Here is a 26,407-nt window from a genome sequence, read left to right as displayed (position 1 = left end):
CTAGCATGCCTCAATCGCGCGAGCATTCACCCCCGTCCACCCGTATAAGACGGCGAACCAGCCGGTCTCGGACGGCCTGACGCGGATGAGTGGCACCCACCCAACGGCTCACTTGCATCGCTCCGGTCGTGCGGCGCCTTTACCGTTTGCCCTAACATGCCCAGCGCGAGTATCCGGAGCGGCCAGTGGTCGACCACCTTGTTCCCCTTCGTCACCCCGGGGAACGAGCCGCCGAGGACACGTCAGCCGTACTACGTGCCTTCGTGCGAGCCGCGGAGTCCACGCAGGCGTCCAGCGGCCACCACCATCGCAACCATGTGCTGCCGCTGACCGGTGACGTGGCGCGACTGCTGCGCCGAGAGCCGGGCACACCCGTGACGGTGCGCATCCGGCGTCGGGACGCGCTGCCCGTGGTGATCAGGACGTGGCAGGACGAGGCGGCCATCCTGAAGGCCCTCCAGGGCGTCCTGCCCCACGCGCCCGCGTGCCTGGTGAAGACACCGGACTGCTCCGTCCACAGCTATGCGGAAGGCGTACCGCTCTCCACGATCTGCGGAAACGGTAAACCTGTGGACACCCTGGTCATCAGGACGCTGGCGGGGCTGCTGGCGCGGATGACCCAGGTACGGCTGTCGGCGCTGCCGGCCCTGCCGAGGTCCTGGCCCGCCAACCACAGCGACAGCCAGGCCTTTCTGAGGACCCTGGCGCATCTCGCCGACGCGGAGATCCGTCGACCGAACTGGAGCGAGTTCGGCGGACTGTTCAAGGCCCTCGGCGTCTCCGACGACGCCCTGCTCGCACTGGCCGGGCGGGTCCCGGCGATGACCCGGCGGCCGTACAGCCTGCTCCACACGGACCTGCACCGGGACAACCTGATCGTCTCGTACGACGGCGACCCGCCGCTCGTCTGCGTCGACTGGGAGCTGGCGACCTGGGGCGACCCCCTGCACGACCTCGCCACCCATCTGGTGCGCATGCGGTACCCGGACAGTCAGTGGGACGAGGTGATCGAGGCATGGGCGGAAGCCATGCGGGAGCGCCGGCCCAGCGCGGTCAAGGGCCTCGCCAAGGATCTGCGTCACTACCTCGACTTCGAGCGGGCGCAGTCCCTCTACCCCGACGTCATGCGGGCCGCGCGGTCCCTGCGGGAGTCGTTCACGCAGAAGAGCCTGGACGAGGCGACGGTGGAGGTGGGACGGGCACTGCGGGAAGCGGCGGAGCCGTTGCGTCTGGTGAACGTCCCGGCGCGTGACGAGATCGGACGAGCCCTGTTCCGCTGGCTGGCGTCTCGGGGCGATCAGGGAGTGAGCGGCCGGGACTGGATCACGAAGGCCTTCGGATGGCAGCCGGATCCACGCCTTCCCGAGAACCCCCGCTTCCCGGCGTCCGCCGTGCGGGAGGCGCTGCTGGCGGAGGGCGCGGCTCCGGCACACCGGGTCTTCAAGGGCACCGCGCACCTCAACTCGGTGGTCCGGGTGCAGGGCGTGCCGACTCCCGTGGTCGTGCGCCGCAAACTGCCCGACGTCTCGCGCCGGGAGCCCAGATACCTGAGTGAGCACGTCGTCCTCCAGGCGATCCAGGAGTCACGTGTGCGGGTGGCGGCGCCCGAGGTCCTCGCGCTGGGCGTCAGCTACCCGAACGATCAACTCAGCGTCCACACCTACGAGGGCACCCATATCGACCGGCCTCCCGTGCACCCGGTGAACGGCCTGCTGCCGCACGAGGCGGACGCACTCGTCGACCAGCTGTGCGAACTGACCCGGGTGGACCATGCGTTGATCGATCCACAGGCCGGGCAGGTCGATTTCTCCGAGTGGCTCAAGGAACAACTGGTGGGTCTGGTCCGGGACCTGCCGAAGAAGTCGCTCCAACTGGCCCGCACGCTGGGGCTGCCCGACGAGCGGCGGCTGCGGGAGATCCTCTCCGTGCGCCGGGTGAGCCATCGGGCGCCGGCTCTGCTGCACGGCGACCTCAATCCGTGGAACCTGGTGCGCCGCGACGACGCCCTGGCCCTGACGATCATCGACTGGGAGATGGCCCTGGTCGGCGACCCGCTCTACGACCTGGTCCGGCACATGCATCTCACGCCCACGAGGCCGGAGATCAGGGAGCGGATGTTCCTTCGGTGGCAGCGTCGGCTGTCCCCCGAGTACACCCGGGACTGGGGGAAGGACTGGTTCGTCTACCGCCGGATCGAGATCGTCCGCTCCGCGTACATCGACCTGGACCGCCTGGCGACCGGTTCGGGGCTGGACGCCCCCAACGTCCGCCGGGCGGTCGACTCCTACGCCGACACCCTCGCGGCCGCCACCGCTTCCCTCGGTCTCTCCGTCCCCGCGACGGCGAACCCCTGCCTTGCCCGGGCTCTGGCCTAGCCGTATCGACCCGTGCGTTCGGGGACGGACGCCCGCCGGAGCGGTCATCCCCGCCGCCCGCGGCGGCCGGGACCGCCTACGGAACCCGCCCGCGCGGCCCGACGGCCGGCCCGGTGGCGGGCGTACCCGCCCGGCGGGTGCTTCCGCCCCGGGCCTCCACGGCGGCACGCCGCCCGCGTCGCCGCCGTAGGCTCGCCCCATGAGTGAGACCGGGCTGCGGGAGCGCAAGAGGCAGCGGATGTACCAGGCCGTGTCGGAGGTCGCCGTCCGGCTGTTCCTGGAGCGCGGCTTCGACGCGGTGTCCGTCGCCGAGGTCGCCGCGGCGGCGGAGATCTCCAAGCCGACCCTCTTCCGCTACTTCCCGGCGAAGGAGGATCTGGTGCTGCACCGGATCGCCGATCACGAACAGGAGGCCGCGCGGATCGTCGCCGAGGGGCGGGCCGAGGGCGTCGCGCCGCTGACCGCCCTGCGCCGGCACTTCCTGGCGGGGCTGGCAGCGGAGGACCCCGTCACCGGCCTCAACGACCACCCCGCGGCGCGGGCCTTCTACGACCTTCTCTACGGCACTCCGTCCCTGGTCGCCCGCCTGTACGGCTATCTGGAGCGTTCGGAGGCCGCCCTCGCCGACGCCCTCGCGGACGACCTGCCCACCGCCCTCGACGCCCGGCTGGCGGCCGGCCAGATCGTCGCCGTCCGGCGGATCCTCGCCGAGGAGAACTGGCGGCGGGTGGCGGCCGGGGAGCGTCTCGCAGACGTGCGGGAGGACGCGGTGGCCGCAGCGGAGCGGGCCTTCGACGTGCTGGGGACGGCGCTGCCGCGGCTCGACCGACCCTCGGGGCGGCCGGCGGACGCCCGGTAGACATCCGCCAGACGCCCGGTCGGCAGCCGAACGGCAGTGTGAGACTAGGTAAAAAATGTAACTCGGTTACGTTATTCGGTATCCTCGCCGTATGACGGCACTCGAGCCAGCTCCTCAGGACTCCGCCGGCCCGGACCCACAGGACCTCACCACCGCCCTGGGCCTCGAACGCTCCCACCACGACGCCTGCCGGGCCGCGTTCACCGCCATGGTCGAGGGCGCCGACCTCCACGTCGTCACCGGCGAGGACGTGTCGGCCTCCGGGGCCGACGCCGAAGTCCTCGGCCACCGGCTGCGCAGCCACGCCAAAGCCCTCCACGAACTGCCCGAGGGCCCCTTGTTCTTCGGCCGGCTGGACTTCGCGCACGGCACCGGCGGCGACCACGAGGGACTCGCCCACCACATCGGCCGGCTGCGCATCAGCGAGCACCCGGCCGCCCCGCCCCTCGTCGTCGACTGGCGCGCACCCGTCTCCCGCGCCTTCTACCAGGCGAGCGCCCGGGACCCGCAGGGCGTCGCCGTACGGCGCCGGTTCGGCTGGGCCCCCGGCAGCAGGGGCGACTCCGCGGACCTCACCGGCCTGGAGGACGAGCGCCTCGACACCGGCGAACTCCCGGGCGGGCCCGGGCCCGCGGCGCCTGACGGCGGCATCGTCGCCCACGAGATCGAACGGCCGCGGGTCGGCCCCATGCGGGACATCGCCGCGACCATCCAGCCCGAGCAGGACGACCTCGTCCGCGGCGACCTCACCGGGTCGGTGTGCGTGCAGGGCGCCCCCGGCACCGGCAAGACCGCCGTCGGCCTGCACCGTGCCGCCTACCTCCTCTACACCCATCCGCGGCGCGTCCAGCGCGGGGGACTGCTGATCCTCGGGCCCCACCGCGCCTTCCTCTCCTACATCGCGGAGGTGCTGCCCGCCCTCGGCGAGACCGGCGTACGGCAGTCCACCCTCCACGACGAGATCGGCCGCCACCGGGCGACCGCGACGGACCCCGACCGCGCCGCCGCCGTCAAACACGACGCACGGATGGCCGAGGTCCTGCGCCGCGCGGTGTACGGGCGGGTGGCGGCCGACCACGCCGAGGACCTCACGGTGCCGGAGGGCCCCTGCCGCTGGCGCGTCGGGGGCCGCGTGCTGAGGGAGATCGTCGCGGGCGTGCTCGCCGAGGCGCCGCCCTACGACACCGGGCGCGAGCGGGTGCGCAGCCGGATCGTCCGCCGGATCCAGGAGCAGGCCGAACGCCGGAGCGGACCGCGCCCGGCCTCCTGGACCCGCCGGACCGAACGGGCGCGGGCCCTGAGCGCGTGCCTGGAAGCGGTGTGGCCGAAGCTGCGCCCCGAGGAGGTCCTCGCCGAACTCTTCACGGACGCCGAGGCGTTGGCGCGAGCGGGAGCCGGCGTGCTGGACCCGGACGAGCAGCGCGCCCTGCTCTGGCCGCGTCCGCCCCGCTCCCCGAAGTCGGCGCGCTGGTCGACGGCCGACCTCGTCCTGCTCGACGAGGTGGCCGGCCTCCTGAAGCACCCCCCGGGATACGCCCATGTCGTCGTCGACGAGGCCCAGGACCTCTCGCCGATGGAGTGCCGCGCCGTCGCCCGCCGGGTCCGCTTCGGCTCGCTCACCGTCCTCGGCGACCTGGCACAGGGCACCACCCCGTGGGCGGCGGCCTCGTGGCGGGCGCAGATGGCCCACCTGGGCAAGCCGGACGCGACGATCGTCCCGCTGACCACGGGCTTCCGCGTCCCGGCTGCTGTGCTCACCCTCGCGGCCCGCGTCCTGGACCGCCTCGACGTCGACGTGCCACGGGCCGACTCGCTGCGCCGGGACGGCGGACTGCGCGTCCGGCGGGCGGACGGCGACCTGTCGTCCGCGGTCGTCGCCGCCGTACGCGACGCACTCGGCCACGAAGGATCCGTCGGCGTCATCGCGGCGGACCCGCAGGCGGCCGCGATCCACGAGGCGCTGAAGGCGGCCGGCCTGCCGTCCTGCGGCCTGACCTCCTGCCGCCCGCCGTCCTCCCCCGTTCCGGACGAACCGGCCGCCCGGGTGACGGTCGTCCCCGCGACCCTCGCCAAGGGCCTGGAGTACGACCACGTCGTCGCCGTCGAGCCGGCGGCCGTCGCGGAAGCGGAACAACGCGGCCTGAACCGGCTGTACGTGGTGCTCACCCGCGCGGTGACCCGCCTGGACGTCGTCCACGAACGCCCCCTGCCCTGGGAACAGTGAGCCTGCGCGCCTTCGCACGGATCTTCGGTCGGCTCTCGGTGTCAGGGCGCAGGCGCGACTCGGGGGATCCTGGACGGTGATGCTGCTCTTTCTCGACGTCGACGGAACGCTGATCCCCTTCGGGGGCACGGACCCCTACCCCCGGTACGGTCCGCCGTCCCCCGCGCACCCCCTGCTGTCCCGGCTCGACCCGGCCCTCGGCCCCCGACTCCTCGCGCTGGGTTGCGAGTTGACGTGGGCGACGACCTGGACGGACGACGCGAACACGCTCCTCGCGCCCTGGCTCGGCCTGCCCGCGCTGCCGGTGGCGTACTGGCCGGACGAGGACGAACCACCGGCCGCAGGCGTCCACTGGAAGGCGCGGCCCCTGGTGCGCCTGGCCGCGGGCAGACCGTTCGTCTGGCTCGACGACGAGATCACCGACGTCGACCACGACTGGGTGGCCGCCCGCCACCCCGCCCCGGCACTTCTCCACCGGGTGCACCCCGCCCGCGGCCTCCGCGACGCCGACCTCGCGGCGGTGGCCGAGTGGATCGCGGAGTGGATCGCGCGCGGGTAGCGCGGCGTGGTCGCCGGGACCGTGACCGGCTCAGACGTCCGCGACCGTGGCCTTGAGGGCGGCCGACTGGCCGGCCGACCGGGCTGCCGGGTCGAAGCCGGCCCCGGCCAGGACGTCGGCGGCGACTCCGCGGCCGACCTGGGCGAGGCCGATCAGCAGATCGTCACAGGCGATGCGATCCGAGCCGTTCTCCCCGGACCGTGCCTCCGCGAGGGAGATGGCCTTGCGGGAGTAGGGCGTCCAGGCGATGCGCTCGGCCGCCTGGGAGGCGCCCATGCGCAGCCGGGCTCCGACGGATCGGTGGACCGTCTCCGGCGACACGCCGGCGGCCTGAAGGAGCAGGGTGGCGCTGTTGTCCTCCGCCGTCAGTCCCCAGAGCAGGTGCTCGGTGCCGATGTAGTTGTTGCGGTGCTGCACCGCCGCCTGCTTGACGTGGGTCATCGCCTGGCGGAGCTCGTCAGCCATCGTCTCCGGGCTGTAGCGCTTGTGCGGGGCGTGGAAGCGTTGCTGGACCGCCTGCCGCGTGACGCCGAGGGCGGTGCCGATGTCGGTCCACGAATTGCCGTGCATCCGGCAGTGCTCGACGTAGTCCTCGACCAGGTCGTCCGCCAGGGCCTGCAGCTGGCCCGCGAGCTGGGCGGCGACCGTGAGGAGGGCGAGCCGGTCAGGCTGCTCCCGGCTGCCGGGGCGGTGTGCGGTGTCGCACCTGCGGTCGACTTCCGCGATGAGATCGTCCAGGTCTGGAAGAGCCATGAGCGCAAGTACGCCTTGACAGTTTGAATTTGTCAAGGCGTACTTGCCTCTTGCCTCCCTGCTCGGTCGGGCGAAGATCGCCACGAGTCCGGCGACCTCCGCCGTCGGCTCCGCCCGACACGAGCCGGCAGCACCGATGGGCGGATGGGGCGACGATTTCGACCGACCATGAAGATCGGCGGGATCCGGTCGCCTGGTCGACCCGCAGCGGCGGAAGTGCCGCCGCGCCGCCACAGATCGCGCCGCCGCAGATCCAACGCACCAGCTCGCTCAGGCCCACATGCTCCGCATGCTCCTCCCGAGTGGTGTGGCGCACTTTTGCAAGCAGGTGCTTGCAATAGTTAGCGCGGGTGATGCAAGGTGGAGGCATGGCATCGCTCAACGTCGGCAATCTCGGTGAGTATCTGCGGGAACAGCGGCGCACCGCGCAACTGTCGCTGCGGCAGCTCGCCGACGCCGCCGGGGTGTCCAATCCGTATCTGAGCCAGATCGAGCGCGGGCTGCGCAAGCCGAGCGCGGAGGTGCTGCAGCAGGTCGCCAAGGCGCTGCGGATCTCCGCCGAGACGCTGTACGTGCGGGCCGGCATCCTCGACGCGGAGCGTGACCGGGACGAGGTGGAGACCCGAGCGGTCATCCTCGCCGATCCCACGCTCACCGAGGCGCAGAAGCTGGCGCTGCTCCAGATCTACGAGTCCTTCCGCAAGGAGAACGGGATCGGGAGCGACGGCCGCGGCCACGGCGACGTGGACGGCGCGGACCCCCGGGCGCAGGAGAGCGACGCCGATCCGCAGCAGACGGCCGGTTGACCGGTCCAGGGGACCGGCCGCACCGCTGCGGAACCGCACGACCCTCGGCCGAGGGCGACACGGACGTGCTCGATCTGATCGAGGCGTCCGGCGAACTCGGCTCGCACGACGCATACGACGCACACGACCTGTACGACGAACGTCAGTCCGGGAGGACCTTCACCATGGCCATCACCGACGACCTGCGCAAGACCCTCAGCGACCCCACTCCGCTCTACTTCGCCGCGGGCACGGCCGACCTGGCCCTCCAGCAGGCGAAGAAGGTGCCCGGTCTGGTGGAGCAGCTGCGTACCGAGGCCCCGGCCCGTTTCGAGGCCGTCCGCAACACCGACCCCAAGACCGTTCAGGAGAAGGCCGGCGCCCGCGCCAAGGAGGCGACCGCCCGTGCCAAGGAGGCGACCGCCCGTGCCAAGGAGGCGCAGGAGTCCCTCCAGTCCAAGGTCACCGACTTCATCAGCACCCTCGACGGGGACATCAAGAAGCTCGGCAGCACCCTCGACGCCGACCTGAAGAAGCTCGGCGAGTCCGCTCAGGACCTCGCGCTGCGCGGTGTCGGCGTCGCCGCCGAGTACGCCGTCAAGGCCCGTGAGACCTACGAGAAGGTCGCCGAGCACGGCGAGCACGCCGTGCGGACCTGGCGCGGCGAGGCGGCCGAGGAGATCGAGGAGCTGGCGATCGCGGTCGAGCCGAGCGCCGAGTCCAAGACCGAGCCGAAGTCCGAGGCGGTCCGTGGCCCCGAGCCGGTCCGGCTGAAGGAGGCCGGCGTGCCGAAGCCCGCTCCGGCCGCGACCGCCACCGCGCCCGCCCCGGAGGCGAAGAAGCCCGCCGTCAAGAAGGCTCCGGTGCGCAAGCCCACTGCCATGAAGAAGCCGACGCCGCCCGCCAAGTGAGACCGGCGGCCGGGGAGGGCGCGGCGAGCAGCGGTATACGGTCACGGGCCGGGCACTGATACGGTGCCCGGCCCGTTGTACAGGTAAGGGGGAGGGCGGTTGCGGGTACCGTGACCGGGTAGGGACGAGCAGGTCGAGTCGAGACGAGACGCGTCGAATCGGGTGGTGGGCGTTGTGCTGATGGCAGGCTTCGCGGGACTGATGTGGCTGCTGTACCTCGCCATGCTGATTCTCGCCGTGGTGGCCCTGGTGATGGCAGCCGTGTTCCGTGACGACGCCTACCGGGCCGCAGACAAGCAGAACAAGGGCTTCTGGCTGATCATCCTCGGCATCGCGGTCGCGGTGAACCTGCTGGTGCCGATGCTCTTCCTCCAGCTCGCGGGCCTCGTCGCCACGATCGTCTTCTTCGTGGACGTCCGTCCCGCCCTCAGGCAGGTGTCGGGCGGCGGCTGGCGTCGCCGACGCGGCGGAAGCAGCAGCGACGGTCCGTACGGTCCCTACAACGGCGGACGGTAGAGCCACCAGACGTCAGCGCTGGACGGGACGAACCCCGGACCCGATGACCCCGGACCCGATGACCCCGGACCCGATGACCCCGGACGTGATGACCCCGGACGTGATGAGCCCGGGGTGCGGTGCACTCCGGCCTAGCGCCGGGTGGGGGCGGGATCAGGCGCGGGACGTCGAGCCTGGCGGACCGGGTCCCGTTCGGCCTCCGGACCGGCAGAACCGGATCCCCGGCCGTACCCGGACCGGATCCTAGGGAACCCGGTCCAGCAGGACCACCGCCACGTCGTCCGTCAGCTCGCCTCCGTTGAGCTCACGCACCTCGTTCACCGCGGCCCGCAGCAGCGCCTCCCCGCTCAGCCCCTCGGAGAGCTGGCGGCGGATCATCTCCACCATGCCGTCCTGGCCCAGCCGCTCCCGGCCCTCGCCGATCCGGCCCTCGATCAGGCCGTCGGTGTACATCATCAGGCTCCACGCGGCGCCCAGCTCGACCTGTGTCCGCGGCCAGCGGGCGCCCGGCAGCAGGCCGAGGGCGGGGCCGTTGTTGTCGTGGGGCAGCAGGCGCGCGGGTCGGTCCGGGCGGGCGATCAGCGGCGCGGGATGACCGGCCAGACACAGGCCCGCCCGGCGGCCGTCGGGCGCGATGTCCACCGTGCACAGCGTCGCGAAGATCTCGTCGTCGTCGCGTTCGTGCTCCAGCACCTGCTGGAGGGTGTTCAGCAGTTCGTCCCCGCACAGGCCTGCCAGGGTCAGCGCCCGCCAGGCGATGCGCAGCTCCACGCCGAGCGCCGCCTCGTCGGGCCCGTGCCCGCAGACGTCGCCGATCATGGCGTGCACGGTGCCGTCCGGTGTGCGGACGGTGTCGTAGAAGTCCCCGCCGAGCAGCGCGCGCGAGCGGCCGGGGCGGTAGCGGGCGGCGAAGCGCAGCAGGGAGCCCTCGAGGAGGGGCGTGGGCAGCAGACCGCGCTCCAGGCGGGCGTTCTCCTGCGCGCGCAACTTGCCCTCCGCGAGTCTCCGCTCAGCGGTGTCGGAACGTTTCCGCTCCACGGCGTAGCGGATCGCGCGGCTCAGCAGCCGGCCGTCCAGCTCGTCCTTGAAGAGGTAGTCCTGGGCGCCCACGCGTACCGCCTCGGCGCCCCGCTCGGCGTCGCCGGACGCGGTGAGCGCGAGCACGGCGTGCCGGGGCGCGAGCCGCAGCACATGCCGCAGTACGGCGAGCTCGTCGTCCCCGGCGCCTGCGGAGGCGCGGCCCGGGGCGGGCAGGGCGAGGTCCAGCAGGATGCAGTGGACGTCGTCGGTGAGCAGCCGCTCGGCCTCGGTGAGGTTGCGGGCGGTGCGCACGCGGATCGGCCTGTCGTCCGAGTCGCGCAGGTCGCGGACGATCGGGGCGGCCGTGGGGTCGTCCTCGATCAGCAGCAGGGTCAGGGGGGTGTGGGCTCCGCCCGCGTTGGCGGTGACCGCGGCGCCACTGCTCGCACCGGTGGCGCTCACGCTCGTCGCGCTCGCATCGGTCGCGCTCACGCCGGAGTGGACGTCGTCGGCGGGCGCGGCGTCGAGCGTGGTGTCGTTCTCGGCCGGCGTCGCCTCGTTGCGGCCGGCGTCTTCGGTGCGGACGGCTTCTTCACTGGAGGGGCCGCCGACTGCGGGTGCGGCCTGCGCCTGACCACTCTCCACGGCCGGGATCGCTCTCTGCCGCGGTATGGGCACGGGCATCGTCTTGGGTTCCTTCCCTCCCCCCGAGGGCATGGCGGGGGCGAGGGACCTCGACCACCGACGGGGACCATAGCGGCAGAAGGCATCGCAACGGAATGGCGTAAAACACTCTGCTTGATCTCTGGCCCCCGTCATATGCCGCGTTACGTATCGCAGTTGGGCACGTCGGGAACCGGGCGAGAATGACGAACGTCACGTCCGCCTCGGGTTTGGGTTCGGGGCGAGGTGTCATGGGTCACGCCCTCCGGCTCACCCGCTGCCCCTGCCGTCGTGCCGCGCCCGTCGGCCCGCGCCCCGGCTCACTCACCTCCGGTCGTGTGCGCACACAGGGGCCCGGTCACGCGTCCGGTCGCACGACCCCGAGTATCGGCATCGAACCCGCCCCGGCGAGGGTGACCGTACGGCCCGGGCGCGGGGCGTGGACGATCGAGCCGTCGCCCACGTACATCGCCACATGGCTGGCGTCGCCGAAGTAGATGATCAGGTCGCCGGGGCGCATCTCCTCGACGGGCACGTGCGGCAACTGCTTCCACTGCTCCTGCGAGGTGCGCGGGATCGCCCGGCCGGCGCTCTTCCAGGCCTCCGAGGTCAGCCCGGAGCAGTCGAAGCTGTCCGGTCCTTCCGCGCCCCACACGTACGGCTTGCCGATCTGGGCGGTGGCGAACTGCACGGCCGCCTTGCCCTGCGCGGACGCCGAGCTGTCGATCTCGTGGAGGATGCCGGTGTCCAGCCAGGCGGTCTGCGCCGTCTGTGCGGCCTGCCGCTCCAACTCCTCGAGGCGCGCCTTCTCCTTCTTCTCCAGCCGGGATTCGAGCTTCTCGGCCTCCGAGATCTGCTTCTCGATCTTCTTCTGAGCCGCCGCCTTCGTCTTACGGCCCGTCTCCAGCTTCGCCCACTGCGCTGAGGCGTCCTTGGAGTACTGCTCCAAGTCCTGCTGCGTGCGGGTCAGTTGACTGATCAGGCCTTTCGTCGCGCGTTGGCCCTGGCGAGCCCGCCCCGCGCCGTCGAGGAACTCGGACGGGTCGTCGCTCAGCATCAGCCGCGCCTCGTCCGGCAGGCCGCCGGTGCGGTACTGGGCCCGGGCCGCCGCGCCCGCACGGTCTTTCAGTTCGGCCAGCTTCTCCTGGCCCGCGACGATCTTCTTGGCCAGCTCGACGATCTCCGCGGACTGCTTCTGCGCCGCCTCCTCGGCCGCGTTGTAGGCGTCGGTGGCGACCGCGGCGTCGTGGTACAGCGCTTCGAGTTTGGCGCGGACGGCCTCGAGGTTCTTGTCGGCGGTCGCGGTCGAGGGGAGCGCGGGGGCCCGGGCGCCCGCCGTCGGCGTGCTCGGGGTGGTCGGTATGGCCGGTGCGGGCCTCGGGCTCGCGAACGCGACGCCGGGCGCCCCCAGCACGGTGACCGCGCAGACCACGGCCACGGCCGCCGCGAGCAGACCACGCTTGCCCGTTCCCATACTCCGTCCCCCAACCCCTGATTAACCGTCAGTAACTTACGGTGCTCGGGGGATCGTGCCATGTCACGGCCGAAAACGACAGAGGCGGCGACGGAGCGGCAGGCCGGCAGCGCGACGACCGGCGGAACGACGGAGACAGTCCTTCCCCTCTTCGCCACCCCGCCATGACGATCTCCCCGCCTGTGTGACGAACGACTCACGGAGATCGTTCCCGGTGGACCCGGTGGACCCGGTGGAGCCGGTGGACCCGGTGGACCCGGTGGACCCGGTGGACCCGACCGACCCGGTGGGCGGGCAAGTCGGGCGGGTCGGGCGGGCTGAGAGGGCCGTGCGGACCCGGCGGGCCGGGCGGCAGAGGGCCCGTCGGACGGGGAAACCCGCTCAGCTCGTGGGCGCCAACGCGTCCCACCGCACCGTCACTTCGCCCTGCCGCCATCGCGCCGGCCCGTCCGTCACCGGCCAGTCGGCCGTCAGGTCCCGTACCGCGCGGATCCACCGCTGACGGGCGCCGTACGACGCGTAGGGCGCGGCCGCCGCCCAGGCGCGGTCGAAGTCGCGCAGGAACGCGTGGACCGGCTCGCCCGGGACGTTGCGGTGGATGAGCGCCTTGGGCAGCCGTTCGGCCAGGTCCGAGGGGCGTTCCAGGGAGCCGAGCCGGGTCGCGAAGGTGACCGTGCGCGGCCCTTCGGGTCCGAGCGCCACCCACACGTGCCGGCGTCCGATCTCGTCGCAGGTTCCCTCGACCAGCAGCCCCCCACGGGACCCGGCGGCCGGATCGGCCGGCGCGAGCCGTGCGCAGAGCCGCTCCCAGACCCCGGCGACCTCGCCCTCGTCGTACTGCCGCAGCACGTTGGCAGCGCGCACGAGGTGCGGCCGCCGGGCGACCGGGAGCTCGAACCCGCCGTGCCGGAAGACCAGCCCCTCGCGTACGTACGGCTCGGCCGCCGCGACCCTCGCGGGCTCGATCTCGACGCCGACGACCCGCGCGCGGGGCGCGACCGAACGCAGCCGGACCAGCAACTCGACCGCAGTCCAGGGCGCGGCTCCGTAACCGAGGTCGACGGCGACGGGCTCGACGGCGCGCCGCAGCTCGGCGCCGTGCGTCGCGGCGATCCAGCGGTCCATGCGACGCAGCCGGTTGGGATGAGTCGTCCCGCGCGTGACCGTGCCCACGGGGCGGACGGAGGCGCGGGATGTCATACCGGAGAGGGTAATGCGACGCGGTCGTCGGCCAGTCGGCCAGTCGGCCGGTCGATCAAAGGGCCAGTCGATCAGTGAGCCAGTGAGTCAGTGGGCGGCCGGCCGATCAATGGGCCCGGCGACTCGGCCCGTCGGGAGCCCGGTGGTGAGCCCCACGCGCACCGTCCTCGAACGGTTGAGCGAAGAAGGGTAATGACTGGGCAAAAAGCGCCCCTTTCCGAAACCCGCAGGAATGGGAATCCCTTCCTCCGGCGTTGCACCCCCCTGGAGGGCACGCCAGACCCTCCTTCCGGCATGCCCGCAGCAAGGAGGAACGCCCCGTGAGCCAGTACGCCAACAGGCTCGGGCGTCGCTCCACGGCGGTTCCCTCGCGGCTCAGGCTCCACCGCCGCCCCCGCCGCGTCGCGATGCTCTCCGTGCACACCTCTCCGCTCCACCAGCCCGGCACCGGTGACGCCGGCGGCATGAACGTCTACATCGTCGAACTCGCGCAGCGCCTCGCCGCGATCAACATCGAGGTCGAGATCTTCACGCGCGCGACCACCGGCGGCCTCCCGCCGACGGTCGAGCTGGCCCCCGGGGTCCTCGTCCGGCACATCGACGCCGGCCCCTACGAGGGTCTTGCCAAGGAGGACCTCCCGGCCCAGCTGTGCGCCTTCACGCACGGCGTGATGCAGGCCTGGGCCGGTCACCGCCCCGGCTACTACGACCTCGTGCACTCGCACTACTGGCTCTCCGGCCATGTCGGCTGGCTGGCCGCCCAGCGCTGGGGCGCCCCCCTGGTGCACGCCATGCACACCATGGCCAAGGTCAAGAACGCCAACCTGGCCGACGGCGACACCCCCGAGCCCGCCGCGCGCGTCATCGGCGAGACCCAGATCGTCGTCGCCGCCGACCGCCTCATCGCGAACACGGCGGAGGAGGCCGGTGAACTCGTCCGGCACTACCATGCCGAACCCGACAAGGTCGCCGTGGTGCACCCCGGCGTCAACCTCGACCGGTTCCGCCCCGCGGACGGCCGCGCCGCCGCCCGCGCCCGCCTCGGCCTCCCGCAGGACGCCCTGGTCCCCCTCTTCGCGGGCCGTATCCAACCCCTGAAGGCGCCCGACATCCTTCTGCGCGCGGTGGCCGTCCTGCTCGACGAGCGCCCCGAGCTCCGCTCCCGCATCGTCGTCCCGATCGTCGGCGGACCCAGCGGCAGCGGCCTCACCAGGCCGGAGGGGCTGCAGAAGCTCGCCGCGCGGCTCGGCATCGCGGATGTCGTACGGTTCCGGCCGCCCGTCGGCCAGGACCAGCTCGCGGACTGGTTCCGGGCAGCGTCGCTGCTGGTCGTCCCCTCCTACAGCGAGTCCTTCGGCCTGGTCGCCATAGAGGCGCAGGCGGCCGGCACCCCGGTGCTCGCGGCTGCGGTCGGCGGGCTGCCGGTGGCCGTCCGGGACGGCGAGACGGGCTTCCTGGTGCAGGGCCACGACCCGGCCCGCTACGCGCGCGTGCTCGCGCGTTTCGCCGACGGCCCCGAACTGGCCGCCCGCATGGGCGCGGCCGCCGCCGCGCACGCCCAGTCCTTCGGCTGGGACACCGCGGCCGCCGCGACGGCCGACGTCTACGCGGCCGCGGCCCAGTCCCATCGCCGTCACGTACGCTCCGAGCATGGGTGACGTGGAGAAGACCGCCGCACAGGCCATCGAGGCCTTCCTGCGTGACGCGGAGCTGGAGTGGGAGAGCACCGGGCCCGGCGCCTACGTGGCCCAGCTGCCCGGCACCCGCAAACTCAGGACGACCGTCTCCCTCATCGTCGGCCGTCACTCGCTCTCCCTCAACGCCTTCGTCATCCGTCGTCCCGACGAGAACGAGTCCGGCGTCCACCGCTGGCTCCTGGAGCGCAACCTCAAGCTGTACGGCGTCGGCTACGCCGTCGACCAGCTCGGCGACGTCTACGTCACCGCCCGCGTCCCGCTCGCCGCGGTCGGCGCCGACGAGGTCGACCGCCTCATGGGCCAGGTCCTGGAGGCCGCCGACGGCGCCTTCAACACCCTGCTGGAGCTGGGCTTCGCGAGCGCCATCCGCCGGGAGTACGAGTGGCGCGTCTCCCGGGGCGAACCGACCCGCAACCTGGACGCGTTCGCGCACCTGACGCAGCGCCCGCCCGCCTCGGCCGACCGGACGGACCTGATGGAGCCGATGGACGGGACGGACCCTACGGACCTGATGGACCGGACGGACCCTACGGGCCCGGTCGACCGTGCCGATCCGGCGAACCCGGCCGGCCCGGCGGCTTGATCAGCGGGCGGAGGGCCTGCGGCCGTCCCTGTACCGCCCCGGCGTGACCCCCACCAACTTCCTGAAATGCCGCGTGAGATGGGCCTGGTCGTAGAAGCCGGCCACCGCCGCGACCTCACCCGGTGGCCGCCCGTCGAGCAGCAGCCGGCGGGCGAGGTCGACGCGGCGGGCGGTGAGGTACTGGTGCGGCGCGATGCCGTAGGCCGCACTGAACGCCCGTACCAGATGGGCCGGATGGGCCTGGACGAGCCCGGCGGCCTCGTCCAGGGTCAGGCCCTGGACCACGCGTTCGTCGAGCAGTTCTCGCAGGCGGCCCGCCAGCGCGGGGTCGCGGCGCGGGAGAGCGGCGTCCCGCCCCGCCCGCAGACGGCCCCGCAACCGTTCGCCGATCAGCGTGAGCCGGCTGTCGGCCTCCAGCTCGTCGCCGGGCCGGGCAAGCGCGGAGTGCAGCCGGCCGACCCGTCGACGCAGCACGGGATCGCGCAGGTCGGGCGCATCGACGGCGGCCCCGATGAGGTCCTCGCCGAGCACGCTGGTGTCGAGATACAGGACCCGCTTGCGGAAACCCCCCGAGGTGGCCGGTGAACCGTTGTGCGGCACGCGCGGCGGCAGCAGGGTCACCGTGTCGTGCGGGGTGCCGTGCTCGTGCCGGTCGAGGTCGTACCGTACGGCGCCGTCGTCCACGATGAGCAGGGTCCACGCCTCGTGGACGTGCATCGGGTACGCGTACCCGGTGAAGCGGGCGTGGAAGACCTCCACGACACCCGGGACGGCCGGGCGCCAGGCGGACACTTCCTGCCGGGCAGCCATGCAAAGAACGTACAAGACGGGGCCGTGGGGCGATCGGCAGTCTCACCGTATGAGCACGAGCACGCACACGGATCCGAACACCACCACCGGCCCCGCCGCGAACCCGGGCGCCACCACCGGCTCCATCACGGGCACGAGCACCGGACCCGTCCGCTTCGACACGAAGATCGCCGTACTGCTGCGCGAGGACCTGGCGACCTGGCAGCGTCTGAACGTCACCGCGTTCCTGGTCAGCGGCCTCGGGTCGGCGGTCCCCGAGGTGATCGGGGAGCCGTACGAGGACGCGGACGGCGTGCGCTGCCTCTCGATGTTCCGGCAGCCGGTGCTGGTCTTCGAAGGCACGAAGGAACTGCTCACGGCCGCCCACGCGCGCGTGCTGTCCCGGGCCCTCCCGCGCGCGGTGTTCACCAGCGACCTCTTCGCCACCGGCAACGACCGAGACAACCGCGCGGCGGTGCGCGCCGTGGCGACGGCCGACCTGGACCTCGTGGGCCTGGCGGTGTACGGACCGAGGAACGCGGTGGACAAGGTGCTGAAGGGCGCGCGGATGCACCCGTAGCGGGGCGCCGGGAGGCCGGGCGCCGGCGGACGTCAGGCGCTGCTGCTCTCCGGCTCCGGGGCGGCGTCCGCACGGCCGGGACGGGAGGGCCCGTCGGAGGAGACCCGGTCGGCGTGGCAGCCGTCGGAGACGGCCCGGCGGGCGGGACCCCCGTCACCGGCGGCGGCCTGGCGGGCGTCTGACGACTCCTTCTCCGCCGGCAGCCGCCGCATCAGCCCGGCGTACCCGGCCCCCGCCACCGTGCCGACCACCGCGCACATCCCCCACAGCCACTCCGCCCCGAACCGGTCGATGACGAGACCGGACAGCACCGGGCCGACCAGGGAGGCCAGGGCCCACGAGAGCGTGTACATGCCCTGGTAGCGGCCCCGGCCGTGGGTGGGGGAGAGGCGGACGACGAGCCCGGTCTGCGTGGGCGCGTTGACGACCTCGGCGAGGGTCCACACGCAGACCGTGAGCGCGAACACGCCGACCGACCCGGCGAAGGCGGTCAGCCCGAACCCGTACCCCGCGAGCACCGAGGAGATCACCAGCAGCCGCCGGGTGTCCCGGTGCTCGATGAACCGTGTGACGGGGATCTGCAGCACGACGATGAGGACGCCGTTGACGGCGATGGCCGTGCCGTAGTCGGCCGCCGTGAACCCGGCCGCGCCCATCGCCACCGGCAGACCCACGGCCCCCTGCTGGAAGACGAGCGCGACGAGGAAGGACAGGCCGACGACGCTCATGAAGCGCCCGTCGCGCAGGACGGTTCCCAGCCCGACCCTGCCGCTGTCGCGGAGGACGCCCTGGTCCGTCTGCTCGGGCCGTGACTCGGGCAGCTTGAGGAAGACGACGATCGCGCACACGAACGTCATCCCGGCCTCCAGGAGGAAGCCGGCGCGGTAACTGACCTCGGCGATGAACCCGGCGGCCATGGAGGAGACGGCGAAGCCGAGGTTGATGGCCCAGTAGTTGAGCGAGAAGGCGCGGATCCGGTCCTCGGGCCGCACGATGTCGGCCATCATCGCCTGCACGGCCGGCCGGGAGGCGTTGGAGGCCATTCCGACGAGGAAGGCGACCCCGGCGATGGCGACCGGATGCTCCATGAACCCGAGCAGCGCGACGGAGGCGGCGGTGGACGTCTGGGCGAGGAGCATGGTGGGCCGCCGTCCCAGCCGGTCCGCCATGACGCCGCCGCCGAGCGACGAGACGACCCCGCCCAGCCCGTGCAGCGACGCGACGAGCCCGGCGTAGGAGGCGGAGTAGCCGCGGTCCAGGGTCAGGTACAGCGCCATGAAGGTGGCCACGAAGGCGCCGAGCCGGTTGACGAGGGTGCTGGTCCACAGCCACCAGAACTCCCGGGGGAGCCCGGACAGCGTCTCGCGGGCGGCACGTCTCAGTACGGCGACAGGCATGGCGTATCCCCCGGAATGTAAGCGGCGCAGACGGCTCTCAGAACTTACGAGGGAGGCGAAAGGGGAGGCCACTCATTTAACAGAAACGGTCAATCGTCACGGTCCTGCCATCGCCCTGCGAGCCGTCCTGACCGCCGTCCTGACAGCTGTCCTGAGAGCAGCCCTGCCGTCGGCCTGTCCGCTGTACGAGCGGACGCACAACGTGTCGGAGCGGTGGATTACGCTCGTACGCATGGCCGACGCACCGTACAAGCTGATCCTCCTCCGTCACGGCGAGAGCGAGTGGAACGCGAAGAACCTGTTCACCGGCTGGGTGGACGTCAACCTCAACGAGAAGGGCGAGAAGGAGGCGGTCCGCGGTGGCGAACTCCTGAAGGACGCCGACCTCCTGCCTGACGTGGTCCACACGTCCCTCCAGAAGCGAGCGATCCGCACGGCCCAGCTGGCCCTCGAATCCGCCGACCGCCACTGGATCCCGGTCCACCGCTCCTGGCGCCTCAACGAGCGCCACTACGGCGCGCTGCAGGGCAAGGACAAGGCGCAGACCCTCGCGGAGTTCGGCGAGGAGCAGTTCATGCTGTGGCGCCGCTCCTACGACACCCCGCCCCCGCCCCTCGAGGACGGCACGGAGTTCTCCCAGTCCGCGGACCCGCGCTACGCGACCATCCCCCCGGAGCTCCGCCCCCGCACGGAGTGCCTCAAGGACGTCGTCGTCCGGATGCTCCCCTACTGGTACGACGGCATCGTCCCGGACCTCCTCGCCGGCCGCACGGTCCTCGTCGCCGCCCACGGCAACAGCCTGCGCGCCCTCGTCAAGCACCTCGACGGCATCTCCGACGCCGACATCGCGGGCCTGAACATCCCGACGGGCATCCCCCTCGCCTACGAACTCGACGCGGACTTCAAGCCGGTCACCCCGGGCGGCACCTACCTCGACCCGGACGCGGCGGCAGCAGCGATCGAGGCGGTCAAGAACCAGGGCAAGAAGAAGTAACACGACACCGGCAAGCCCCCGACCTGCGGTTTCTTGGCAGGTCGGGGGCTTTTTGGTGGGGCTGGGCCGTCCCTGGGCCGTCAGGTGCGACGACGCCAGCGGCGGACCCGGATGTCGAGGACGATCACCAGCGCCACGGGGACGGCGATCTCGGGGGGAGCATCGGCCCAGAGGGCGAGCGCGCCGCCGGCCGTGCCGATGAGCGCGAGCGGCAAGTCACGGGGACAGATGTCGACGGTGACACCTGCGCGTGGGACCATGTGGCCTCCATCTGTGGTCGGTTCCTGGCTAGGGTTTCTGAGCGCAAAAATGGAAGCGAATGCCGCCCATGCCGGGGCGGCATTCGCATACCCTGGAGACTTTCTCATAGCTGCCACGCCGTAGCCAAACATGCAGGTGAAAAGAGGGGTCGAGGTTGACTCGTAGACACTTCTTTGCGCACATTTACCTAACTTCCCTAAGAGTCTGAGGGAACGTTCCGTCGCGTACCCCCTCCAAGGGAGGCCAGGTCATCCCCACTCTACGGAACCTATTGTCGCTATAGAGTGGGAGCGGATTTCGTGCTACGTGAGCCCGGAATGACCCTTTCCTCTTTCCTTCCGCGAGAGGAATGATTACTTCCTTCAGTGGAAGGAATAATGCAGTGTCTGAGCGCTGCCACTAGTTTCGTTCAATGCTGCGGGAATTCTCATAGGTTGAAGCAACAGCCTTGCGGGTGCGCTCCCGGCTTGACGGCATCAAGTGGGCGTATACGCGGAGCGTCAGGCCCGGGTCCGAGTGGCCGAGGTACTCGGCGAGGGCCTTGATGTTCTCCCCAGCGTCCAGGAGCACCGAGGCGTAGAAGTGGCGGAGTGCGTGCATGCCGTTCTCGCGGGACTCGGCGTACGGCTCGCCAGGCTTACGCTCGGGGATCACTCCAGCCGAGGCCAGCGCCCGCTTCCACGCCTCCTCGTTGAGTGACGTCCGCCAGACGTGACCTCCGCGCGGCCCCGTGAAGATCAGCCGCTTGGTCACCGGAGGCCCGTCCGCCACCTTCCACGGCAAGGTGATGTCGACCGGCGGGAACCGCTTCATGTGAGCCCGGAGTGCATCTGCGACGGGACCGGGCAGCGGCACGTCCCGGAGCTTGCCACCCTTGGGCGGGGCGAAGACGGCCTTGCTTCGGCTCAGCTTGAGCTGCTGGACCACGTGCAACGTGTCCGACTCGAAGTCGATCGCGTCGACGGCCACGCCGAGGATCTCGCCCTGGCGCAGCCCGCAGCCGCCGCCGAGGTCGACCATGGCCCGGAACCGCTCGGGCATGCCGGCCCGGACGGCGAAGACCCGTTCCGGTGTCCAGGGAGCGACGCGCCTGTCATCGACGGTCGGCGGCCGGACCGATCGAGCCGCACACGGATTCCGGGGAAGGTGCCCGTCATCCACGGCCGCACTGAGGGCGGCACGCACGTTGGAGTAGATGGTGCGGGCGTACGAGCCCCGGATGCCGTTCTCGCTCAGCTGCCGCACCCAGTCCCGGATGTGCGCAGGCTGGAAGGAGCCGAGCGGGCGCGATCCCAGGTACGGGAAGGCGTGCAGTCGAAGCTGTGACTCCATCGAAGCCTGAGTGTTCGGGTCGGCTCCCTGGGTGGATACCCACGTCTCGGCGTACTGCTGAAACGTGACCCGAGCGGCACGCGGGTCGATGTACTGCCCGCGTGCCATGTCCGCCTCGGTGTGGGCGAGCCACTGATCAGCAAGCCGCTTCTGTCTGTCGGGGAAGCTCTTGGACTTCTCCGTACCGTCCGGGCCGACGTACCGTGCGCGGTAGCGGGCGCCCGAACCATAGCGGTCGCTCTTCACTCTGCGGCTCTTGCCGTCCGGACCTACCTCGGACTTGTACCAGCGGTCTTGGATGTGTCCGGCCATCAGGCAGCCGCCCCCTCACGCTGGGAGTCCACCCAGGCCCGCACGTCAGCCGGGTCGAAGCGCAGGTGCCGGCCGACGCGGAACCCACGGGGCCCGGTGCGCTTACGTCGCCACTGGTAGACCGTCTCGACGCTGGGCAACTCGAACATCTCCACCAGGTCGTCAGGGGTCAGGTACCGCGAAGGAAGGGCGCGCGGTTCGGCGGCCACGTCGGCCAGGGCGAGGCGTCGGCTAGCCACGGGTGGGTTCTCCTTCGGTTCCGGGGGCGGGTTCGAGGGATGCGGCGAGCCAGGCTTCGGCGTCGGAGAGACCGGTTCCGGCGAAGACCCAGTGCGCGAGTACGTACGTCGTCTCGGGGGCGGGTTCGTTCGCTGCTGCCTGTGCTCGTCGCCATTCGGCGCGTGCGTCGCGGAGTGCGCCGAGGGTGGTCGAGTAGCGGCGGGATTTGGTGGAGAAGTGGCCGCGGAAGCCGAGCATGTGGGCCCAGGCGCGCAGGCGGAGGTGTTCGAGGTCCTTGCGTGCGCCGAGGGCCCAGGCGGTTCGGATCAGGCGGCGGGCGTGCTCGCTGATGTCGAGCTGGGCGAGTTCGGCGACGAACTTCAGCGGGCGGTCGAGGGCTCCCGTGGCGGTCTCCGCGCCTTTGGTGGCGTACTTGGCGATGTAGGCGGCGACAGCGCGCTCGGTGAGCTCCTGGCCGTCGTTGAAGTCGGCGGATCGGATGGTGCGGACGTCGAGTTGGCGGCCGAAGACGAAAGCGTGGGCGCGGCCGTCGATGGTCGGGCCGTCGACCTGGACCTTGGACGCGGCAGCGCCGATGGCGTCGGTCAGCAGTTCGGCGGTCGCCCAGGCCGGGGGCGGAGTCTCGCCGCCGCCGGGGCCGTCGAGGCGTATGACCGCGTGAAAGTGGACCGCACCGCGCTTCTGGTACTCGGCGACCTTGGCGAAGGAGACGCGGGCGTGGTCGCGGAGCTCCCGTTGCGACAGGCCGGCGCGCTTGGCGACCTCCCGGCGCAGGTAGGTCGAGAAGCGGCGCCAGAGCGGACCGGCGTGCGCGTTCCAGAGGACGGCAGCTTCGTAGTCGTAGGTGTCCGGGTCGAGCGCGGAGCCGAGGGCTTCGTCCTCCTGGTCGTGGTGGGTGCCGCAGCGGCAGGGACGGCCGTCAGTACGGCGGTTGTGGACCGGGCCGAAGCCAGGGGCGGTGAAGGTCGCGAAGACGCGCGGGTGGGTGGCGACGTGTTCGGGGGTGCCCTTGCCACCGCGCAGCCCGGCGGTGATCAGTTGGAAGGTGTCGCGGCGATAGACCTCGGAGCAGGCCGCACAGCGGGTCGTGCGGCGGTTGTTGCAGCGAACGAGGAGTTGGCCGGCTGGGAGTTCCGAGGAGTCGAGGTGCCGCAGGATGCGGCCGACCTCGCCTGTGGTGGCGTCGACGTCGTATTCGGTGCGGTGGCCGTCGAGGCGGATCGGGTGGGTACAGCCGCCGAGGCCGGAGAGCTGCCGGAGGATACCGGGCAGGGTGCCGCCTGCGGCGAGGTTGCTGAGTTCCGGGAGAGGGGGCGGGGTGGCGCGGGCGAAGATGACGGTTCTCCTTCTGACGGGCACTTCGGGAGGGGTGGGCCGCCGGGGCGGCGGGTACGTGGCTGTGTCACGCCGCCCCGGAGGTCTGGCCGCAGGTCAGCGGCGGTGGTGGTCGCGGAGCAGGGAGCGCAGGACCACGGCTGCGACGGCGACCGAGATGGCCGTGACGGCGACGGCGGCCAGGAGCGCGGTGAGGACGACTCCGCCGACAAGCACGGCCGCGACGGTCTTCTGGTCGACGGAGACCGACGGGAGCGAGCGCCGGACTGGGGCGGGGGCCGGGTCGGTCGGGGCGTGGGTGTGTGCGGGCGGCGGGGTGGGGTTGTCCGGGTACTTGGGGAGGAACACGGCAGCGGTCTCCTGTCTACTCGTCTAGATGTGTTGGCCGTTTATGACGGTCACGCCGGAGCGCGTGCCGGACTCGATGGCGGGGGCGAGGAAGGTGCGCGAGAGCCAGAAGCCGAAGAGGGTGATCAGGACGACGATCCAGATGCGGACGCCGAGGTACTTGACCGCTCCCCAGGCGAAGAAGCCGAGGACGACGACGAGCGGAAGGCTGACGGTCACGGGGTACAGGGTCCTTTCAGCGGACGGGGCAGCGGTGGGTGCGGGCGGCCAGCTCGGCGGCGGCTCGGCTGTCGTAGTCGGCGGAGAAGTTGCAGCGCGGGGCGGTGCAGGCGGCGGTGTGCTTCTCGCGGCCGCGGTGGTCGTAGGCGGTGCCGACCTGCACCGGGCCGATGCGGGTGACGTTGCGGAAGCGGCGGTTGGCGGTCACGTCAGTCCTCCTCCCGAGGGGTGGGGGCGGGGAAAGCGTTGAGGATTCGGGCGGCTTCGGTGGGGTCCGGTGTGCGGTCGGCAGCCTCTTCGGCGAGGAGCCGGGCAAGTGCCGGTCGGCCGCTGGCGGCCATCTCGCGGGCCGCGTCGAGGTAGTCGGCGGCCGTGTTGAAGGTGAGAAAGGGCATGGGTCAACTTCCTGTCGGCATGAGGTGGGCGGCGATGGCTTCGGCCATGGGCGCCGGGACGCCGAGGCGGGCGCGCAGGGTGGTGACGTCTATGGGGGAGCCGGTTCGGGTGTGGTGTTCGGCGGCGACCTTGCGGGCGTGGTCGATGAGGGCGGCCGGGACCGGGACGGCGGAGCGGTCAGGTGGGGCCTCGATGGCGGGCGGGGTAGTCGGCTCTGGTGCGCTTTCAGGCTCGTCCTCCTGGTCCTCGATGAGCTCGACGTCGTCGGCCGCCTTGGGGGTGGAGTGGGCGAGGAGGGTTCCGCCGAGGAAGGCGACGGCGGGCCAGCCCGCGACGAGGATGCGCAGCCAGGCCGGGACGTCGCCGAGGTCGAGGAGGCCGGCCGTGGCGACGTTCGCGCCGAGGGACGCGGCGAGCGCGATGACGAACCAGCACCAGGCCGCACCTTTGGCCGAGCCGGAACGCAGCCGACGCCAGGCGGCGACGAGCAGCAGGTCGACGGAGACGGGATAGGCCCAGGCCTTCCAGCCGTCCTGTCCGGCCGCCACGGCGACGTCGTGAATGTGCGCGAAGGACAGCGCGGCGGCGATGAACGCCTGGACGAACACCGCGTCGATACGGGCCAGTTGGGCGCGCATGAGGGCGTCTCCCTTCTGGATCAGGCATGGGAGGGGTAGGGACGTGGCGCGAGACGGTCACGCCGACCGGGGTGCGGTGAGACTCAGTCGGCGAGGGGGCGCGGCTGGACAGCGGGCCCTGGCCGTTCGACAGAAGGCAGAGGAACGGGCACGTAGGGCCGAAACGGCTTCAGCGCGGGAAGGTCCGGCACCAGGTGAGCCGCCTCCCGGCAGATGTCGGCGGCGTCGCCGAGGGAGAGACACGGGGTGCGGATGCGGGACCAGCCGCCGGACGTGTCACCCGCGACCGCGAGGCCAGGACGTTCGGCGGGGATGGCGCAGGCAGCGAGGACCGCTTCCGGCGCGATGTCGCCGAGGGCCATCTTCGCGGAGGCCTCATCGTTCACGCGGTGGCAGACCCGGCCGGTGAGCTGGGCCCGGAGCATGGTCGCGCCCTTGCCGAGTTCGGCACCGAAGCGCTGTCCGCAGACCTCCAGGTAGATGCCGGCCGCGCGGCCGAGCTGGGCGAGGCGGATGAGCTGGGTGACCATCTCGTCGCGCCGTTCCTCGTCCTTGCGGGTGACTGTGAGGAAGAGTTCGGCCACCTCGTCGACGAACAGGACGACGGGCACGGGACGTTCGCTCTCGGGCAGGCCCCAGACGTCGGAGGTGATCTCTTCGTCCGGAGTGTTAGGGGCGATGCCCTGCCGGGCTTTGATCAGGTCGTATCGGTCCTCCATTTCCTTGACCAGGACGGGCAGAAGCTCTGCCGCTTCATCGGGATCGGTGGCCAGCGCCGAGAGACGCGACGCGAAGGGAGCCAGCTCAACCCCGCGTTTGCAGTCGACGCCCACGAGGGCGACGTCCTGCGAGGCCAGTCCGGAGACGAGATGACGCAGGTACATGGACTTGCCCGACAGCGTCGCGCCGAGGGTGAGCTGGTGAGGAACTGCCCGGTAGTCGCGGACGAAGGGCATGGCGTCCTCCCGCAGCGCGACCGGCACCTGGAGGAAGCCGCCGTCGATCTTGCGCGGCATCCGCACCTTGCGCAGGACGTCGAAGCCGACCAGCCGCAGTTCGACGACACCGGGCTTGACGGTGGAGACGTACACAGCGTGGACGCCCCAGGCGTGCCGCAGCCGTTCGGCCGAGGCGGCGACGTCGGCGGGTTCCTGTCCAGGAGCGAGCCGCAGTCGCAGCCGTAAGCCCGTCGACGTAGGGCGGATGATGCCCCGACGAGGCGGGACAGGCCGCACCTCCCGCCGAGTGGTGGCCTTGACGGCGAGGATGCGCAGCCGGGACGGCGGGACGGTCAGGCCGCAGGCCTCCATGACCGAGGCGTACGAGCTGAGCAGCCGGACGGTGGATATCGGCCCGCCGACGGCCGACCAGTAGAGGCTGGGGTGGTTGGCCCGGGTGTAGGCGGCCCCACCGCCGAGCGCGGCGACGGGACCACCCACCTCCAGAAGGGTCGCGAGATCGGTCATCAGGCCGAGGCCCCCATGACGGCCGGGAAGGCGGCGGGGGTGACGGCGGCGGCCCGGAAGGCGATCCCGTGACGCTGCTGGCCGTTGAACACGGACTCCCAGGGCCGGGCGACCAGCCCCGGCAGCGAGACCGGCGCACCGAGGTTCAGCCCCTCTGAGACGCCGCCTTCCGGGACGGTGACCTTGATCAGCGAGGACTCCCCGTCCTCGATGTAGACGACGCCGATGGTCATCAGCGCCTCGCCGCTGACGGCGTCCTTGGCGATCTCACCGGTCTGGCGGTCACGGACCTTCGGCTCAGGGGCTTCCGTCAGGAGGATGGTCGCGGCGGAGGTCTCAACACGGATGGTGCGCACAGGCACGTTCCTATCTACTCGTCTATACAAGATGCGATCTGCGAACCCGATTCCTCGGGCTCACGACGATCACCCTGCCACACAACTTGCCCACTCGTCTATACGAGTAAGCGTGTTGGGGTGTA

At 71.7% G+C, this 26,407-nt stretch carries 27 protein-coding genes and 1 pseudogene; 11 read left to right on the top strand and 17 right to left on the bottom strand.

What is annotated here, in order from left to right; all coding sequences use genetic code 11:
• Positions 1-263: 263 nt before the first annotated feature.
• From IE239_RS26560 to IE239_RS26545, 4 genes are all read left to right on the top strand, one after another.
• A complete protein-coding gene (locus tag IE239_RS26560) occupies positions 264-2,375 on the top strand; it encodes a phosphotransferase family protein (RefSeq protein ID WP_190151914.1) in 2,112 nt (703 codons plus the stop codon).
• Between the two features lie 199 nt (positions 2,376-2,574).
• The gene (locus IE239_RS26555) at positions 2,575-3,234 is read left to right on the top strand and encodes a TetR family transcriptional regulator (RefSeq protein ID WP_190151913.1); all 660 of its coding nucleotides are present in this window, start codon (positions 2,575-2,577) and stop codon (positions 3,232-3,234) included.
• A gap of 91 nt (positions 3,235-3,325) precedes the next feature.
• Positions 3,326-5,458, top strand: coding sequence for a HelD family protein (locus IE239_RS26550; RefSeq protein ID WP_190151912.1), 2,133 nt, complete (start codon positions 3,326-3,328; stop codon positions 5,456-5,458).
• A gap of 79 nt (positions 5,459-5,537) precedes the next feature.
• Positions 5,538-6,017: an HAD domain-containing protein gene (locus IE239_RS26545; protein WP_190151911.1), complete on the top strand. Its 480-nt coding sequence runs from the start codon at positions 5,538-5,540 to the stop codon at positions 6,015-6,017.
• A gap of 30 nt (positions 6,018-6,047) precedes the next feature.
• On the opposite strand, the gene IE239_RS26540 is transcribed toward IE239_RS26545, so the two are convergent.
• Complete coding sequence (locus tag IE239_RS26540; protein ID WP_229878322.1) at positions 6,048-6,770, bottom strand: Clp protease N-terminal domain-containing protein; 723 nt, start codon at positions 6,768-6,770, stop codon at positions 6,048-6,050.
• A gap of 368 nt (positions 6,771-7,138) precedes the next feature.
• Here IE239_RS26540 and IE239_RS26535 point away from each other — a divergent pair, with 368 nt between their 5' ends.
• The 3 genes from IE239_RS26535 (at position 7,139) to IE239_RS26525 (ending at position 8,982) form a co-directional block, all read left to right on the top strand.
• Positions 7,139-7,576, top strand: coding sequence for a helix-turn-helix domain-containing protein (locus IE239_RS26535; protein ID WP_190151910.1), 438 nt, complete (start codon positions 7,139-7,141; stop codon positions 7,574-7,576).
• Between the two features lie 164 nt (positions 7,577-7,740).
• A complete protein-coding gene (locus tag IE239_RS26530) occupies positions 7,741-8,466 on the top strand; it encodes a hypothetical protein (protein WP_190151981.1) in 726 nt (241 codons plus the stop codon).
• 180 nt (positions 8,467-8,646) lie between these two features.
• Positions 8,647-8,982 (top strand): DUF2516 family protein, encoded by a 336-nt coding sequence (locus IE239_RS26525; protein ID WP_373308151.1) that lies wholly within the window; start codon positions 8,647-8,649, stop codon positions 8,980-8,982.
• A 243-nt stretch (positions 8,983-9,225) separates the two neighbouring features.
• Here the strand turns inward: IE239_RS26525 and IE239_RS26520 are convergent, their stop codons facing one another.
• The 3 genes from IE239_RS26520 to IE239_RS26510 form a co-directional block, all read right to left on the bottom strand.
• Positions 9,226-10,686 carry a PP2C family protein-serine/threonine phosphatase gene (locus tag IE239_RS26520; RefSeq protein ID WP_190151909.1) on the bottom strand — a complete coding sequence of 487 codons (1,461 nt, stop codon included), beginning with the start codon at positions 10,684-10,686 and terminating at the stop codon, positions 9,226-9,228.
• Between the two features lie 337 nt (positions 10,687-11,023).
• Positions 11,024-12,139, bottom strand: coding sequence for a C40 family peptidase (locus IE239_RS26515; RefSeq protein WP_190151908.1), 1,116 nt, complete (start codon positions 12,137-12,139; stop codon positions 11,024-11,026).
• Positions 12,140-12,520: 381 nt separating this feature from the next.
• Positions 12,521-13,339 (bottom strand): class I SAM-dependent methyltransferase, encoded by an 819-nt coding sequence (locus IE239_RS26510; protein WP_190151907.1) that lies wholly within the window; start codon positions 13,337-13,339, stop codon positions 12,521-12,523.
• 320 nt (positions 13,340-13,659) lie between these two features.
• On the opposite strand from IE239_RS26510, the gene mshA reads away from it, so the two are divergent.
• Both mshA and IE239_RS26500 read left to right on the top strand, forming a co-directional pair.
• Entirely contained in the window at positions 13,660-14,997 is a 1,338-nt protein-coding gene (mshA, locus tag IE239_RS26505) for a D-inositol-3-phosphate glycosyltransferase (RefSeq protein ID WP_190151906.1), read from the top strand.
• Positions 14,990-15,484: pseudogene (locus IE239_RS26500) on the top strand (type III secretion system chaperone family protein); the annotation flags it as partial. The gene mshA and the pseudogene IE239_RS26500, both read left to right, overlap by 8 nt.
• Positions 15,485-15,619: 135 nt before the next feature.
• Here the strand turns inward: IE239_RS26500 and IE239_RS26495 are convergent.
• Positions 15,620-16,429, bottom strand: coding sequence for a helix-turn-helix transcriptional regulator (locus tag IE239_RS26495; protein ID WP_190151905.1), 810 nt, complete (start codon positions 16,427-16,429; stop codon positions 15,620-15,622).
• Between IE239_RS26495 and IE239_RS26490 the strand changes: the two genes are divergently transcribed.
• Positions 16,428-16,988 carry a DUF2000 family protein gene (locus tag IE239_RS26490; protein ID WP_373308147.1) on the top strand — a complete coding sequence of 187 codons (561 nt, stop codon included), beginning with the start codon at positions 16,428-16,430 and terminating at the stop codon, positions 16,986-16,988. The two genes, IE239_RS26495 and IE239_RS26490, sit on opposite strands and share 2 nt — an antisense overlap.
• Positions 16,989-17,020: 32 nt before the next feature.
• Here IE239_RS26490 and IE239_RS26485 read toward each other — a convergent pair whose 3' ends face one another.
• On the bottom strand, positions 17,021-18,385 hold the full coding sequence (locus tag IE239_RS26485; RefSeq protein ID WP_190151904.1) for an MDR family MFS transporter: 1,365 nt from the start codon (positions 18,383-18,385) through the stop codon (positions 17,021-17,023).
• Positions 18,386-18,617: 232 nt separating this feature from the next.
• Here IE239_RS26485 and IE239_RS26480 point away from each other — a divergent pair, with 232 nt between their 5' ends.
• Positions 18,618-19,379, top strand: coding sequence for a phosphoglyceromutase (locus tag IE239_RS26480; RefSeq protein WP_190151903.1), 762 nt, complete (start codon positions 18,618-18,620; stop codon positions 19,377-19,379).
• Positions 19,380-19,459: 80 nt separating this feature from the next.
• Here IE239_RS26480 and IE239_RS26475 read toward each other — a convergent pair whose 3' ends face one another.
• From IE239_RS26475 to IE239_RS26425, 11 genes are all read right to left on the bottom strand, one after another.
• The gene (locus IE239_RS26475) at positions 19,460-19,639 is read right to left on the bottom strand and encodes a hypothetical protein (RefSeq protein WP_190151902.1); all 180 of its coding nucleotides are present in this window, start codon (positions 19,637-19,639) and stop codon (positions 19,460-19,462) included.
• A 400-nt stretch (positions 19,640-20,039) separates the two neighbouring features.
• Entirely contained in the window at positions 20,040-21,284 is a 1,245-nt protein-coding gene (locus IE239_RS26470) for a tyrosine-type recombinase/integrase (RefSeq protein WP_190151901.1), read from the bottom strand.
• Complete coding sequence (locus tag IE239_RS26465) at positions 21,284-21,523, bottom strand: helix-turn-helix transcriptional regulator (RefSeq protein WP_190151900.1); 240 nt, start codon at positions 21,521-21,523, stop codon at positions 21,284-21,286. Before IE239_RS26465 ends, IE239_RS26470 begins: the two co-directional genes overlap by 1 nt.
• Positions 21,516-22,796, bottom strand: coding sequence for a replication initiator (locus IE239_RS26460; RefSeq protein WP_190151978.1), 1,281 nt, complete (start codon positions 22,794-22,796; stop codon positions 21,516-21,518). The genes IE239_RS26465 and IE239_RS26460 overlap by 8 nt, the downstream gene beginning before the upstream one ends.
• Positions 22,797-22,955: 159 nt before the next feature.
• Positions 22,956-23,207 (bottom strand): SpdD protein, encoded by a 252-nt coding sequence (locus IE239_RS26455; protein WP_190151899.1) that lies wholly within the window; start codon positions 23,205-23,207, stop codon positions 22,956-22,958.
• A gap of 24 nt (positions 23,208-23,231) precedes the next feature.
• Entirely contained in the window at positions 23,232-23,426 is a 195-nt protein-coding gene (locus tag IE239_RS26450; protein WP_190151898.1) for a hypothetical protein, read from the bottom strand.
• Positions 23,427-23,442: 16 nt separating this feature from the next.
• Complete coding sequence (locus tag IE239_RS26445; protein ID WP_010985414.1) at positions 23,443-23,634, bottom strand: mobile element transfer protein; 192 nt, start codon at positions 23,632-23,634, stop codon at positions 23,443-23,445.
• A gap of 1 nt (position 23,635) precedes the next feature.
• The gene (locus IE239_RS26440) at positions 23,636-23,821 is read right to left on the bottom strand and encodes a hypothetical protein (RefSeq protein ID WP_190151897.1); all 186 of its coding nucleotides are present in this window, start codon (positions 23,819-23,821) and stop codon (positions 23,636-23,638) included.
• A 3-nt stretch (positions 23,822-23,824) separates the two neighbouring features.
• Complete coding sequence (locus IE239_RS26435) at positions 23,825-24,460, bottom strand: DUF2637 domain-containing protein (RefSeq protein ID WP_190151896.1); 636 nt, start codon at positions 24,458-24,460, stop codon at positions 23,825-23,827.
• Positions 24,461-24,543: 83 nt separating this feature from the next.
• Positions 24,544-25,926, bottom strand: coding sequence for an FtsK/SpoIIIE domain-containing protein (locus IE239_RS26430; protein WP_190151895.1), 1,383 nt, complete (start codon positions 25,924-25,926; stop codon positions 24,544-24,546).
• On the bottom strand, positions 25,926-26,282 hold the full coding sequence (locus IE239_RS26425) for an SCO3933 family regulatory protein (RefSeq protein WP_108999490.1): 357 nt from the start codon (positions 26,280-26,282) through the stop codon (positions 25,926-25,928). Before IE239_RS26425 ends, IE239_RS26430 begins: the two co-directional genes overlap by 1 nt.
• Between the last annotated feature and the right edge of the window lie 125 nt (positions 26,283-26,407).

Source organism: Streptomyces humidus, from assembly GCF_014649655.1.
Classification (GTDB): Bacteria; Actinomycetota; Actinomycetes; order Streptomycetales; family Streptomycetaceae; genus Streptomyces; species Streptomyces humidus.
The sequence above is the reverse complement of the archived record's forward strand: the minus strand, read 5'-3'. Positions and strand labels throughout refer to the sequence as shown.

What these genes read in the sequence shown, in the direction of transcription:
- IE239_RS26440 (WP_190151897.1), bottom strand. Translation starts at nt 23,821, where the DNA reads ATGCCCTTTCTCACCTTCAACACGGCCGCCGACTACCTCGACGCGGCC.
- IE239_RS26430 (WP_190151895.1), bottom strand. Translation starts at nt 25,926, where the DNA reads ATGACCGATCTCGCGACCCTTCTGGAGGTGGGTGGTCCCGTCGCCGCG.
- IE239_RS26545 (WP_190151911.1), top strand. Translation starts at nt 5,538, where the DNA reads ATGCTGCTCTTTCTCGACGTCGACGGAACGCTGATCCCCTTCGGGGGC.
- IE239_RS26530 (WP_190151981.1), top strand. Translation starts at nt 7,741, where the DNA reads ATGGCCATCACCGACGACCTGCGCAAGACCCTCAGCGACCCCACTCCG.
- IE239_RS26470 (WP_190151901.1), bottom strand. Translation starts at nt 21,284, where the DNA reads ATGGCCGGACACATCCAAGACCGCTGGTACAAGTCCGAGGTAGGTCCG.
- IE239_RS26510 (WP_190151907.1), bottom strand. Translation starts at nt 13,339, where the DNA reads ATGACATCCCGCGCCTCCGTCCGCCCCGTGGGCACGGTCACGCGCGGG.
- IE239_RS26555 (WP_190151913.1), top strand. Translation starts at nt 2,575, where the DNA reads ATGAGTGAGACCGGGCTGCGGGAGCGCAAGAGGCAGCGGATGTACCAG.
- IE239_RS26480 (WP_190151903.1), top strand. Translation starts at nt 18,618, where the DNA reads ATGGCCGACGCACCGTACAAGCTGATCCTCCTCCGTCACGGCGAGAGC.
- IE239_RS26490 (WP_373308147.1), top strand. Translation starts at nt 16,428, where the DNA reads ATGCAAAGAACGTACAAGACGGGGCCGTGGGGCGATCGGCAGTCTCAC.
- IE239_RS26540 (WP_229878322.1), bottom strand. Translation starts at nt 6,770, where the DNA reads ATGGCTCTTCCAGACCTGGACGATCTCATCGCGGAAGTCGACCGCAGG.
- IE239_RS26520 (WP_190151909.1), bottom strand. Translation starts at nt 10,686, where the DNA reads ATGCCCGTGCCCATACCGCGGCAGAGAGCGATCCCGGCCGTGGAGAGT.
- IE239_RS26525 (WP_373308151.1), top strand. Translation starts at nt 8,647, where the DNA reads ATGGCAGGCTTCGCGGGACTGATGTGGCTGCTGTACCTCGCCATGCTG.
- IE239_RS26550 (WP_190151912.1), top strand. Translation starts at nt 3,326, where the DNA reads ATGACGGCACTCGAGCCAGCTCCTCAGGACTCCGCCGGCCCGGACCCA.
- IE239_RS26495 (WP_190151905.1), bottom strand. Translation starts at nt 16,429, where the DNA reads ATGGCTGCCCGGCAGGAAGTGTCCGCCTGGCGCCCGGCCGTCCCGGGT.
- IE239_RS26435 (WP_190151896.1), bottom strand. Translation starts at nt 24,460, where the DNA reads ATGCGCGCCCAACTGGCCCGTATCGACGCGGTGTTCGTCCAGGCGTTC.
- IE239_RS26485 (WP_190151904.1), bottom strand. Translation starts at nt 18,385, where the DNA reads ATGCCTGTCGCCGTACTGAGACGTGCCGCCCGCGAGACGCTGTCCGGG.
- IE239_RS26475 (WP_190151902.1), bottom strand. Translation starts at nt 19,639, where the DNA reads ATGGTCCCACGCGCAGGTGTCACCGTCGACATCTGTCCCCGTGACTTG.
- IE239_RS26535 (WP_190151910.1), top strand. Translation starts at nt 7,139, where the DNA reads ATGGCATCGCTCAACGTCGGCAATCTCGGTGAGTATCTGCGGGAACAG.
- IE239_RS26515 (WP_190151908.1), bottom strand. Translation starts at nt 12,139, where the DNA reads ATGGGAACGGGCAAGCGTGGTCTGCTCGCGGCGGCCGTGGCCGTGGTC.